The sequence below is a fragment of the Streptomyces sp. NL15-2K genome (assembly GCF_030551255.1).
Classification (GTDB): Bacteria; Actinomycetota; Actinomycetes; order Streptomycetales; family Streptomycetaceae; genus Streptomyces.
The window spans coordinates 12,098,601-12,110,830 of the sequence record NZ_CP130630.1; the positions used below are offsets into that span (position 1 = coordinate 12,098,601).

Genomic DNA, 12,230 nt, shown 5'->3' on the forward strand with positions numbered 1-12,230 from the left:
GTCCTGGCTCGATCCCGTGCCATCCATCCGATCAGGCTGCATACACCTGGGTAGACTTCCGGCGTGAGTGTGAGCAGGAGTGAGTCCCTCGAGGAGCAATGGCCGACTGGAAACGGGAGCGAAGCGGCGGTCTCATCCGCGCCGCCGGGCTCGACTCCCGTGGCCGCGGCCGGCGGACGTCGGCTCGCCCTTGACGTTCACGGGCGGCTGCGCGCCATGATCCTCAGCGGTGAGCTGCCTCCGGGGTCGGTGCTGCTCCAGGCCGAGATGGCCCGGAAGCTGGGTGTCAGCCGTACGCCGATGCGTGAGGCGTTCCGCCTGCTTCAGGAAGAAGGGCTCATCGACGCGCGGCCCGACCAGCGGGCACGGGTGAAGGCGGTGGACCCCGAAGACCTGGACGGTGTGTACGGGGCTCGCATCATGCTCGAAACCCTCGCTGTCCGTGTGACGGCGAAGTCGCTCACGGACGAGGACCTCGAGCGTATGAGCGATGTACTCAAGCGGATGCAGGAACTGGCGGGCACCGACCAGTCGGACGAGTGGTACGCCGCCCACAAGGAGTTCCACCACATCTCGACTCAGGCGGTGGGCACACACCTACAACGGATGCTCGCGTCGCTCGGCGAACACAGCGAGCGCTACATCAGACTGGCCCAGCTGGGCGTACCCGGTTCACATGCCAGGGCTCACAAGGAGCACGAAGCGTTGCTGGCGGCCCTGCGGGGGAGTGACCCCGCAGAGGCCGCACGCGTGGTCGCCGGTCATCTCGCCCGCACCGCTTTGGGTGTGCTGGCCGAAGCCGCCCCCGAGTACGAACCCGCGGCCACTCGGACAGCGTTGGGCATCGCCGGCGGCAGTCAGTCCTGACGCCAGGGGTATGCCGGTATGCCCCTCAGGCGTCCCAGTCCGGCAGCCTCAGGGTCAGTGCCACGCGCCCGACGTTGTTGTCGTCCTCCATGTAGCGGTGGGCGTCGGCGGCGCGGGCGATGGGAAACGTGCGGTCGACGACGGCACGGAACCCGTGCTCCACCTGGGTCCACAGGGTTTTGACCGAGGCCGGGTTTCCGGTGCGTACGCCGATGATGCGGTGGCAGTTGGAGTACAGGCGAAGCAGATCGACCTGGACCTTGCCTCCCAGGAAGGCGCCGGAGGTGACCACGGTGCCGCCACGGGCCAGGGAGTCGAGGGTGGCGTCCCACACGGCCGGATTGCCGAGATTGTCGACGGCGATGTCGACGCCGTGGCCGCCGGTGGCCTCGCGTACTCGCTCGACGAAGTCGGCGGCGGCGGTGTCGAGTACGACGTCGGCGCCCGCCGCGGCCAGCGCCTTGCGCTTCTCCGGCGACCGGGACGTGGCGATGACCCTCGCGCCGAGGTGCTGGGCGAGTGCGGCCGTGGTGGAGCCGAGTGCGGAGGCGGCGCCCTGGACGAGCACCCAGTGCCCGGGGCGGAGTCCCGCCTGTACGAGCTGGTTGGCGGCCACCGGGCCGACCTGGGCCAAGGAGGCGGCCATCGCGGGTGGAATCCCGTCCGGAACCCGGTGGACGTTGCGGGCGGGCACCGCGCAGAACTGCGCGTAGGCGCCGGGCCGGTGCGTGCCGACCAGGGAGAGACCGGCACAGGCTTCTTCGCGGCCCTCCGCGCAGTGAGCACAGCTGCCGCACGCGACCGCGGGATACACAGCCACTCGGTCTCCGACCCGGACGGACTCCACTCCGTCTCCCAAGGCGGCCACGACGCCGGAGTGGTCCGCGCCGAGGACGTGGGGCAGCTGGAAACGGGCGTAGGGGTGGTGGCCCGCCCGCGCCGTGAGGTCGAGCAGCCGGCCGATGCCGACCGCCGCGACCTGCACCAGGACGTCGCCGGGGCCGGGGCGGGGGATGCCGATCGTGGCCTCTTCCAGGACGTCGGGCGTTCCGAAACGGCGGAACACCATGGCGCGCATGGTTTCGGGTACGGGCATCGGCTCGGGCCAGCCGTGCGCCGAGGCGACCGCAGTGCTGTTCATGACGCCACCACCTTGTTCTGCAGCCGGCCGATCCGTTCGATCTCGACGACGACGTCGTCCCCGGCCGCGAGGAACTCCCCCCGCGGCACTCCGCAGCCGGCCGGTGTTCCGGTGAGGATGACGTCCCCGGGTTCCAGCCTGGTGAGACGGCTGGCCGCCGCGACCACCTCGTGTATCGGCACCATCATCTGCGCGGTCGAGGAGTCCTGCTTCACCACGCCGTTGACACTGAGCCGGATCCGCAGGTTCTGCGGGTCGGGAATCTGCCAGGCGGGCACGAGTCCCGGGCCGAGCGGGCAGAAACCGTCCTGTCCCTTGTGGCCGAGCCAGTCGTAGGCGAACGGTTCTGCCACCGGCATCGCCGAGGTGAGGCGGTCCCGGGCGGAGATGTCGTTTGCCGCCAGGTAGCCGGCCATGTGGTCGAGTGCCTGCTCGCATGCGATGTCGCGCCCGGCCCGCCCGATGACGACGGCGAGCTCGGCCTCCCAGTCGACACGGGCGCCGGCGTAGCCGGGCAGCGGCACCGGGTCTCCCGGTCCCGTCACGGTCGTCGTCGGCGGCTTGAGGAAGAAGAACGGCTCGCCCAGCGCGTCGGGGCGCTCGATGCCCATTTCGGCGACGTGGTCCCAGTAGTTGGCGCCCGCGCAGAGCACCTTGCCCGGATACGTCAGCGGGGGAGCGAGCCGGGCACCGGCGACGGCTTCCGACACTGCCGGGGTCCAGTCGCGCAGCGATGGCGCGAGTGAGTCCCAGTGGCCCAGCGCCTCCATCAGCGTGAGACCCGCGATCTCGGGCGGCGCTTGAACCACAGTGCCGTTGACGCCCACGCCGACGGTGACCGTCTCCGAGTCGTCGACCCGATACTGCACCAGCGACCATTGAGGCGGTTTCATGGCTCCTCCAACAAGCGGCTCTCTAGGCCAGCTGAACCATAGTGCATACACATTGGCTCGTGAAGGGTGGGCGTCCATGTCGCGCGAAGTGGACGCATCGGGCAGAGCAGGACCGCCGTTCCAAAGGTCGGAAATGGTTGCCTCTGAAGTCTGGACGCCAATCAGTAAAGGTGCACACACTTGGAGAGGGTGGAGTTCGCTACGACGCGGGTCCACCAGAACCATGAGGAGTGCACATGTTGCGTGTCAAAGGTCTTCTGCACTACGGACTCCAAGTGCCGTCGCTGGACGCGGGTGAAAGCTTCTACAGCGCGTTCGGACTGGAGACGGCGGAGCGTGGCAACGCGGTGGTGATCCGCTGCGACGGCCGGGAGCAGGACCAGACGGTGCTGATGGAGGGACCGGTCAAGCGGCTCCATCACGTGGCTTTCGCCGTGGAGCCGGGCTCGCTGCCCGCGTGGCAGCGCCACCTGGAAGGCCTCGGGGTGAAGCTGCTCGACGCGCCCGCCGACGTGCCCGGCGGGCTGTGGCTGCGCGATCACGAGGGCAACCTGATCAACCTCCGTGACGAGGGGGTCGCCCCTTGGCGCGACTTCGGCACCACGGACGCGCAGGACGCCAACGTCGGCGACCGCAGGCGCCGGGTCGACCACGCGCGCTGGCTGGACGCGAACGAGAAGCCCCGCCCCCAGCGCCTCGGGCACATGCTGATCTTCAGCACCGATCTGGACGCCTCCGAAGTCTTCTACTCCCGCACCCTCGGGTTGCGCCTGTCGGACCGCATCCGAGGGATCGCGACCTTCATGAACTCCGGGCCCGGCGACCACCACGTCTTCGGCTTCGTCCCGGGAACGCACCCCGGCCTGCACCATTCCAGCTGGATGGTCGCCGACATCGACCAGATCGCCATGGGCGCGCGGAACATGGCCGCCTCGGGCTACTCCAAGGGCTGGGGCCTGGGCCGGCACACCCTCGGTTCGAACCTCTTCCACTACGTCCAGGACCCTTGGGGCAGTTGGATCGAGTACTCCGGCGACATGGACTGCATCACCGAGAACTGGAAACCGAACGACTGGGACTGCCCGCCCGCCGTATGGAGCCCCGACATGCCGGCCGACTTCATCACCAACCAGGAAGAGAAGCCCTTCTGACGCCGTCGCAGGGCTGTTCGGTAACCGGTCAGGGGAGTGCGGTGGCGGTACGGCCCGATGTGACACGGAGGAGGTCGAGATTTCCCGCGTCGCTGCTTCCCATCGCTGCCGTGTAGGTGACCATGCGCAGGTCGGCGCCGGGGACGATGAGGACGTCGCAGTCGAGCAGGATGTCGCCGATCTCCGGATGCCGGATCGTCTTGCGGTCGGTCGTGTGCTGGATGGCGGCCGTCTGCGTGGCCCAGAGACGAGCGAACGCGTCGGAGACCTCTCGCAGTTCCTGCACGAGACGACCGAGCTGGGCGTCCGCGGGGTAGCGGGACACGGCGTCTTTGAGGTCGGCGACGATCGACGCCTCGAACGCGTCCTGTCCCCGCTCGGACCGGACGTCGAGCATCGCGGCGTGCGCGGCGCCGTTGCCGAACAGGGCGCGGGCGAGGTTGCGTTCGGTGGTCGGTACAAGGGCGGGGTCGCCGTGCAGGGCGCTCCACGTGGTGTTCCACCACACCAGGGTCCAGTCGGCCGTGAACACGCCGATCGGGACGTCGCCCAAGCGCGCGGCGAGCCGCTGGATCCCCGGCGGCACATGGGTGCTGACCGTCCCGTCCTGGGGCGGCAGAAGCCCGGCGCTCCGGTACAGCTGGTCGCGCTCGGTGCGGGAGAGCTGCAGGGCCCGGGCGAGGGCGCCGACGACCTGGCCGGAGGGGTTCTTCGCGCGTGACTGTTCCAGACGCAGGACGTAGTCGACGGAAAGCCCGGCCAGCTGCGCCAGTTCCTCGCGGCGCAGCCCCGGTGCGCGACGGCCGTCCGTGACGGTGAAGCCGGCGTCGGTCGGACAGAGGCGGTCGCGCCAGGTGCGCAGGAGCGCGGCGAAATCGGAGCGGGAGTCCGAGCGGGAGGAATCCATGGGTTCATTCTCGCCGCGCGGCGCAGCGTCAGCCTGGGTACTGCCAGTCCTAGTGACGGGGACGGCACTGGTTGGCGTCGGCGCAAGTGGCGAACGTGGAGTTGTGCCCGAGCCGGGCGCCATCGCCTGACGTTGACCGGGCGCCATCGCCTGACCGTTGAGGAGCCCCGTTACCTTTTTCGTGGCCCCGCAATGGGGCGCCTGGCCCCCGGGTCCGGTATGGCTGTGTGCCCCCTGTCGTACGGATGACCTGGGGGGTGTTGCCGCCGGGCTTCGGGGCACCGCTTGACCGCTGATGAGGGGCCTGACGACCGCCTGGTCCGGCGCAATGCCGGGCCGTTTCACTGGTGGCATGTCTGCGTAACGTGGTTGCCGGCGTGTGGTGCCGCAGGGACGGCCGGGAGTTGAGGAGACGAGTGGCGAGGGGCACGCGTACATGGTCGACACGACCGCGATAGATCTTTTCCTCGGCCTGGACCTGGGCAAGGAGTTCCACCACGCCCACGGCCGGACCGAAGACGGCAGAACCGTGCACGACAAGCGGCTGCCCAACACCGAGCCGAAACTGCTGGAGCTGTTCACCAGGCTGGTGGCGAAGTTCGGCACTGTCCTGGTGATCGTGGACCAGGTCGCCAACATCGGCGCGCTGCCGCTGACGGTGGCCCGCGCGGCCGGCTGCCGGGTGGCCTACCTGCCCGGGCTGTCGATGCGGCGGGCCGCCGACCTGCACCCGGGCGAGGCCAAGACCGACGCCCGCGACGCGTTCGTGATCGCCGAGACCGCCCGCACCATGCCGCACACCCTGCGCGCGGTGGACCGCGACGACGAGGTGCTGGCCGAGCTGACCATGCTCACCGGCTACGACAACGACCTGGCCGGCGAGGTCAACCGCGCCACCAACCGGCTGCGCGGCCTGCTCTCTCAGATCCACCCCTCTCTCGAGCGTGTGCTCGGCCCGCGCCTGGCCTACCCCTATATCCAGGCGCTCCTCCAACGGCACGGCTCCCCGGCGAGACTGAGGAAACTGGGCCGGGCCCGCTGCGAGGCCCTGCTCAAGGTGCACGGTTCGCGCAAGGCCCACCACCTGACCGCAGAGATCTTCGACGCGCTCGCCGAGCAGACCCTTGTCGTGCCGGGCACCGAGGCATCCGCGCTGATCGTGCCGGGACTCGCCGCCCAGCTCGCCGCCGCCCACACCCAGCGCCGCCAGGCCGAGCAGGAGATCGCCGCCCTGCTGGAGGCCCTCCCTCTTTTCCACCTCCTGACCTCCCTGCCCGGCCTGGGCGTCAGGACCACAGCGGCCGTGATCGTCGCGATCGGCGACGGCACCGGCTTCCCCACCGCCGGACACCTCGCCTCCTACGCCGGACTCGCCCCCGCCACGAAGTCCTCGGGCACCTCCATCCGCGGCGAGCACGCACCCCACCGCGGCAACCGGCTCCTCAAACGCGCCCTGTTCCAGGCCGCGTTCGCCGCGATCGGCTGCAAAGCCGACCCGTCCTCCCGGATCTACTACGACCGGCAACGCGCACGCGGCAAGACCCACACCCAGGCGATCCTCCGCCTGGCCCGCCAGCGCGTGAACGTCATCCACGCCATGATCCGCACCGGGGCCCTCTACGAAGCACGCACCCCGAACGACGTCGACCTCGCCGCCTGACGACTCCACCGCCCCTACCCTCCAAGCCCCATCACGCCCGCGCACCGGCACGGCCACTCCGGCCCTGCCGGCCACCGGGATGCCCATCAGCCACCCGATCCGCCAGGAACATCCCGCTTCGCGGGACGTTCCCGAAAACCACGATCAACCCCTACAAGCCGACCCCCCGGGGTTGACGAAACAGATAGGGGCACCCCCCATGCAGCACACCATCGTGATGACGGGCGCGAGCCGCGGGATCGGCCGCGTCGCCGCGGAGCACCTCCTGTGCCGGTCGCCGGACGTGCACCTGCTCGTCGTCGCCCGAGGCTCCTCCGGCGCACAACTCGCCGCGGAACTCGCCACGGGCGGGCACACGGTCTCCCACGTCTCGGCGGACCTCTGCTCGCTTCCCAGCGTCCGCTCGGCCGCCACCGGGATCCGCGACCGGCTCGACAAGGGTGAACTCCCGCCGCTGCGCGGCTTCGTGGGCAACGCGGGCACGCAGTACACGAACGCGCTCACCGAGACACCCGAAGGTTTCGAGTCCACCTTCGCCGTCAACGTACTCGCCAACCACCTGTTCGTCCGCCTGCTCCAGGACCGCTTCGCCGCGCCCGCCCGAATCGTGATCACCGCGAGCGACACCCACTTCGGCGACTTCAGGCACAACATGGGCATGGTGCCCGGCCCGGCCTGGAAGTCCCCGGACGTCCTCGCCCGCACTGGCGCCTTCCCCGAACCGGACACCACGACCGCCGGGCGCACCGCGTACTCGACGAGCAAGCTGGCCGCCCTCTACCTCGTGCACGAGTACGCGCGCCGCCTGCCGGCCGGGATCGACGCCGTCGCCTACAACCCGGGCTTCGTCCCCGGCACCGGCCTCGCCCGCAACGCAGGGCCCGTCTCCCGGTTCGCGATGCGGCGCATCCTGCCGGTGATGACCCTCACGCCGTTCGCCACCCGCCGCAGCGCCGCCGGCCGCTACCTCGCCGACGTCGTCCTGGGCACGACCCAGGCACCGACCGGCTCCTACGTCGACCGCGGCCGTGCGGACCGCTCGTCGCAGGAGTCCTACGACCCGCAGCGCGAGCGTGAACTGTGGGATGCCGCCGAACAGCTCACCGCCGCGTACGCCGCCGGGGCGGATGGGCTCTCAGATGACTTCTGACGAACCCGCACGGTCTCGACCCAATGATCTCGGGGTGCAACGGCCGGAGGCGGACGAGGACACCCCGGCCGTGGCTCGTTCAGCCCAGCACCAGCGGGATCTTCGCGGCCATCGCACCCAACGCGGCTTTCTCGGCGTCCGTCGGCGCGCGACGTCCGGTCCCGACCAGCAGCGCGTCCTTGTCGGAGAACGACGCCGGAATCGGTGCCCCGGCGATCTTTTCCAGCGAGGCGCGGGCCGCCGCGAGGGTCTCGGCCGGCGGCTCGGCGGCCGAGGGGAGGTGCGCGATCAGGTCCAGGTGGTGCAACGTCCATTCCACGACGTACGCGGACAGGTAGTCGCCGACGGTCAGCACTTTGTCCTGCGTACTGACTCGGACGCCAGGGTCGGCGAGTTCGGCGGCACGCCCGGCGGCGGAACCGACGTCGTCGAAATGGAACCTGAGCAGCGCCGGGTCGCCGTACGCGGCGGCCAGCCGGGGGATCAGTGCGTCGAGCGGATCCTCGCCGGTCGGGGGCTCGACAAGGTCCCAGTAGGTGACCGAGTCCGCGGTCGGCTCGGTTTCGGCGGGCGTGACCAGCGTGATCAGGACGTCCTGGGCGTCGATGATCAGGTGGCACACCAGGTCCCGCACGAGCCAGCCGGTACAGCCGGACGGCCGTTCCCAGTCCTGGTCGGAGAGTTCGTCGACCGCTGTCCGCAATGCCGTCCAAGAGCGTGAGAAGAGATCCACTCAGGCACGGTAGGCCGTACCGGGACGGCGGACAAACGCATTTGGACGGCTGACTCCCGTACCCGGGACGGTCGGATCCCGACGCCCGGCAGCCCCTGCACACCGCGCGCCGCGCCCGAGGCGCCCTGACCGTCGACGAAGCGGGTCAGGAACCTCTCGGCGACACATCGTGGCCGCGGCTCGGCCCGGACAGCGCCAAGCGTGAGCACAACTGTGCGTTCGACGCCGCCCGCGCGAAGCATCGCCGCAGGCGGCTACGTACCGGCGGTCATGGCGTCACGGACGAGCGCGGTGTCCACGAACTGCTCGAAATGGACGATGAGTCCGCCGCGGACAGTGAAGTGGTGCGCGACCCGCACGTCGATCTCCTTGCCCGTGGCCTTGTTGGTCGCCGTATAGCGGGCGAGGACGACGACGTTCTCGCCGTCCACGACGTAGGTGTCGTCGTGGGCGGTCCAGTCGTCCCACTCCTGGGCGAGCCGCTCCATGACGTGCGAGGTGACGCCGTCGGGGGTGCGGTAGGTGCCGGCGAGGGGGAAGCCGGCCATCTCGGTCCACTCCACGTCCGGGGCGAGGGTGGCGCGCAGGGCCTTGAGGTCGCCGGCGGCCGAGGCGAGGTACTGGCGGCGTACGACGTCGGCGGGTGCGGGGGAGGTGGCGAAGTCGGTGTTCTCGTACGTCATGCCGGTCAGCCCCACTTCATCTCGCCCTTGGCGACCTTCGCGCCGATCTGGGCGGCGATCCGCATGCCGTTGTCCGGGCAGCGCTTGACCAGGGCATCGGTCAGCGCGGCGCCGTCGGCCGCCTTGGCCAGTTCCTCCTCGAAGGCGAGGAGGTAGTCGCGGGTGGCGGTGATGGCGGAGGCGTCGGCGGGGGTACCGGGCAGGCGGTGGCCGGGGACGACCAGCCGCGGGTCGAGCGCGGACATCTCGTCCAGCAGACCGACCCAGGCGGCGCGGTCCTCGGGAGTGGGCGTGTCGGCGACCCAGACGTGCTCCTGCTGGAAGAGCAGGACACCTCCGAGGAGGGCACGCTGCTCGGCCTGCCAGAGGTAGTGGCGGTCGGGCAGGGCGGCCGGGCCGCCCTTGAGCTCGAAGCGGTGGCCTTCCAGGGTGAGGTCGCCGGTCAGCGGGGTGAGGCCGACCAGACGGGTGGGCAGGTTGGGGCCGAGGGTCTCCCAGGCCTTGAGCTTGCCTTCGTAGGAGTGCTGGATGTGCTCGATGACGATCGGGGTGGCGACGAACCGCGCGTCGGGGAAGGTGTCCGCGAGGACTTCGGCGCCGAAGTAGAAGTCGGGATCGCCGTGGCTGACGAACACGGTGGTCAGCTTCTTGCCGGAGTCGAGGATCTCGGCGGCCAGGCGATGGCCGTCGGCCCGTGTGAAGCCGGCGTCGACGAGCAGGGCCTTGCTCTCGCCGGTGACGAGGGTGGCGGTCTTGTTCTTGCTGCCGGCGGGGAAGTCGAGGTCGAGGACCTTGAAGGAGAGGGTGCTCATGAGTGCTCCTCAGAGGCGGGGGGAACGGCAGGCAGGGAAGGTGGGGTCAGGACAGGGTGCGGCGTCCGCCCGGTGCGGTACGCCCCCGCGAAGCAACGTTATCTGACTCGTCAGATATTTCAATCAGGGCGCTCTGCCAGGTGTCGTCCGAGCCCTGAAACGGGGGCGCGGCACGCCATGCGCCGGCGGCACGGCAGTTCGTACCCCGAGGCCGCGTCAGGCCGCTCAGGGCAGAAGCGGTAGGGAGCCGCCGGCCGAGTGGCTGAGGATCCGCAGGTCCTCGGCGAACCGTTCCCGGTGGGAAGCGGGCAGGGGCTCCAGGAAGTACCGCTTGATGTTCTCGACGTGGAGCCGGGAGGCGTGTACGGCCGTCTCCTCGCCGAGCGGGGTCAGCCGTACCAGCCGTCCTCGCCGGTCGCCCGGATCCGTGGCCCGTTCCACCAGCCCGGCCGTCTCCATCCGGTCCACCAGCCGAGTCACGCCGCCCGTGGTGAGCACCTGCTCGCGGCTGATCGTCCGCATCGACAGCCCCGGCCCGCCCGTCCGCGCCAGGATCAGCAGTACCTCGTACATCAGGTGGCTGATCCCGCACTCCTCCTCGATCTTCCGGCCCAGGATGTACTCCAACCGGTTCGCGGCCCCCTGCAGTCGCCCGAAAGCCAGGACCAGCTCGTGGTCGGCCGCCTCCTTGGCGGTCGAGATCTCCTCATGCGCGCCCACGCCACCTCCGTACGTTCATCACTCCGGAACCTACCCTGCGCGATCAGCCGGCGGCCGGTGCGCACAGGAGCCGAGGGTCCCCGCAGGGTCGACGTCTCAGCGAGATGTTGTGCGAAGTCTTGACGCGGCCCGTCCGGCACCGTAGATATGACTGCGCAGTCATGACAGCGCAGTCATACAGCCGATCGAATGTGACCGCCCCGCTGGGACTGGCTAGGATTCGGGCTGTCGAACACCGGGAGACACCAATGACGCGAGTGGGAGGACGGGGCGGAAGCCCCGCGCCGCGCAGCGTGGACGTGGCCCGGTTGGCCGGCGTCTCGCAGAAGACGGTGTCGAGGGTCCTCAACGGAGAGCGTTACGTCTCCGACGAGGTGCGCCGGCGTGTGCTCGAAGCGGCCGGGGAACTCGGCTACCGACTGAACAACGCGGCCAGGGCCCTGGCCTCCGGACGGACCCGCTCCATCGGCGTGGTCACGCTGGGGACCGCCCTGTACGGACCCGCCTCGCTCCTGATCGGCATCGAGCGCGCCGCACGGGACGCCGGATATGCGCTCCGGGTGGTCAACACCCTGGAAGGCGACCCGGGAGGTGTCGTCGGCGCCGTGGAATCGCTCCTGGAACAGGGCGTGGACGGCATCGTCGTCTCCGAGCCGATCGACGAGGGAGCCGTCCCGCTCAGCGTCGACGTGCCGGTCCTGGTGCTCGGCGCACCGGCGGCGTTCGGCGGTCCCCGGGCGGTGGCCACGGGGGTCGGTGCCGAACTCCTGGCGCGGGTGGCGACGGAACACCTGCTGGACCTGGGGCATGTGACGGTTCATCACCTCGCCGGTCCGCAGCGGTGGTTCGCCGCCCGTGACCGTCTCGCCGGCTGGCGCAGTGCCCTCACGGCGTACGGCAGGGAGCGGCCGGCCGTGCTCGTCGGCGACTGGTCGGCCGCGTCGGGATACGCGCTGGGCCGCGAGCTCGCCTGCGCCGGTGATGCGACCGCGGTGTTCGCCGCCAACGACGACATGGCCATCGGTCTGATCCGCGCGCTGGTGGAAGCCGGTCTGAGCGTGCCGGACGACATCAGCGTGGTCGGCTTCGACGACATCCCCGTCGCCGCCTATGTGAGCCCTCCGCTGACCACGGTGCGTCAGCCGTTCGACGCCGTGGCGCACGAAGGGCTGCGGCTCCTGGTGCAGGCCATCGAGAAGCCGGACGTGGAGCTGCCCCCGGCCAACGACCCGCCGGTCGACCTCGTCCTGCGTGCCTCGACCGCGCCCCCGCCGCCCCGGAACAAACCTGGGCACGGCCGCCGTACCGGCTCCCGGCCGCGCGGCGGAGCGCACGCACCCCCGGCGGCGGACGGCCCGCCCGCCCTCGACTGACCCGAACTCGCCGGCCCGGGCCCCACTCGCTCGCGGCCGGCGGTGAGCCCACCCGCGCTCACCACCCCGCACATCCCTCCACGACCGAGGACCTCCGCTGTCCGGCCCGCACGGCGCGTGCCGGTCGCAGCTCGCGCGAC

General features: G+C 70.4%; 12 protein-coding genes. 5 read left to right on the forward strand and 7 right to left on the reverse strand.

Annotation, left to right across the window (positions count from 1 at the left end):
- Positions 1-63: 63 nt before the first annotated feature.
- Complete coding sequence (locus Q4V64_RS53070; RefSeq protein ID WP_124437393.1) at positions 64-867, forward strand: GntR family transcriptional regulator; 804 nt, start codon at positions 64-66, stop codon at positions 865-867.
- Positions 868-892: 25 nt separating this feature from the next.
- On the opposite strand, the gene Q4V64_RS53075 is transcribed toward Q4V64_RS53070, so the two are convergent.
- Together Q4V64_RS53075 and Q4V64_RS53080 are read right to left on the reverse strand one after the other, a co-directional pair.
- Positions 893-2,008, reverse strand: a complete 1,116-nt coding sequence (locus Q4V64_RS53075; protein WP_216377526.1) for a zinc-binding dehydrogenase — start codon at positions 2,006-2,008, stop codon at positions 893-895.
- Entirely contained in the window at positions 2,005-2,901 is an 897-nt protein-coding gene (locus Q4V64_RS53080) for a fumarylacetoacetate hydrolase family protein (protein ID WP_124437392.1), read from the reverse strand. Before Q4V64_RS53080 ends, Q4V64_RS53075 begins: the two co-directional genes overlap by 4 nt.
- A gap of 236 nt (positions 2,902-3,137) precedes the next feature.
- Between Q4V64_RS53080 and Q4V64_RS53085 the strand changes: the two genes are divergently transcribed.
- Positions 3,138-4,052 carry a VOC family protein gene (locus Q4V64_RS53085; RefSeq protein WP_124437391.1) on the forward strand — a complete coding sequence of 305 codons (915 nt, stop codon included), beginning with the start codon at positions 3,138-3,140 and terminating at the stop codon, positions 4,050-4,052.
- A 28-nt stretch (positions 4,053-4,080) separates the two neighbouring features.
- On the opposite strand, the gene Q4V64_RS53090 is transcribed toward Q4V64_RS53085, so the two are convergent.
- Positions 4,081-4,959 carry a helix-turn-helix transcriptional regulator gene (locus Q4V64_RS53090; RefSeq protein WP_253266718.1) on the reverse strand — a complete coding sequence of 293 codons (879 nt, stop codon included), beginning with the start codon at positions 4,957-4,959 and terminating at the stop codon, positions 4,081-4,083.
- A gap of 436 nt (positions 4,960-5,395) precedes the next feature.
- Between Q4V64_RS53090 and Q4V64_RS53095 the strand changes: the two genes are divergently transcribed.
- Positions 5,396-6,619: an IS110 family transposase gene (locus tag Q4V64_RS53095; RefSeq protein ID WP_124445779.1), complete on the forward strand. Its 1,224-nt coding sequence runs from the start codon at positions 5,396-5,398 to the stop codon at positions 6,617-6,619.
- 199 nt (positions 6,620-6,818) lie between these two features.
- Positions 6,819-7,769, forward strand: coding sequence for an SDR family NAD(P)-dependent oxidoreductase (locus Q4V64_RS53100; RefSeq protein ID WP_303715264.1), 951 nt, complete (start codon positions 6,819-6,821; stop codon positions 7,767-7,769).
- Positions 7,770-7,848: 79 nt separating this feature from the next.
- On the opposite strand, the gene Q4V64_RS53105 is transcribed toward Q4V64_RS53100, so the two are convergent.
- From Q4V64_RS53105 to Q4V64_RS53120, 4 genes are all read right to left on the reverse strand, one after another.
- Positions 7,849-8,502, reverse strand: a complete 654-nt coding sequence (locus Q4V64_RS53105; RefSeq protein ID WP_124436478.1) for a maleylpyruvate isomerase N-terminal domain-containing protein — start codon at positions 8,500-8,502, stop codon at positions 7,849-7,851.
- A 254-nt stretch (positions 8,503-8,756) separates the two neighbouring features.
- Entirely contained in the window at positions 8,757-9,185 is a 429-nt protein-coding gene (locus Q4V64_RS53110) for a nuclear transport factor 2 family protein (RefSeq protein ID WP_124436477.1), read from the reverse strand.
- Positions 9,186-9,190: 5 nt separating this feature from the next.
- Positions 9,191-9,997 carry an MBL fold metallo-hydrolase gene (locus Q4V64_RS53115; RefSeq protein WP_124436476.1) on the reverse strand — a complete coding sequence of 269 codons (807 nt, stop codon included), beginning with the start codon at positions 9,995-9,997 and terminating at the stop codon, positions 9,191-9,193.
- A 225-nt stretch (positions 9,998-10,222) separates the two neighbouring features.
- Entirely contained in the window at positions 10,223-10,717 is a 495-nt protein-coding gene (locus Q4V64_RS53120) for a MarR family transcriptional regulator (protein ID WP_124436475.1), read from the reverse strand.
- 248 nt (positions 10,718-10,965) lie between these two features.
- Here Q4V64_RS53120 and Q4V64_RS53125 point away from each other — a divergent pair, with 248 nt between their 5' ends.
- Positions 10,966-12,090, forward strand: coding sequence for a LacI family DNA-binding transcriptional regulator (locus Q4V64_RS53125; RefSeq protein WP_124436474.1), 1,125 nt, complete (start codon positions 10,966-10,968; stop codon positions 12,088-12,090).
- Positions 12,091-12,230 lie beyond the last annotated feature (140 nt).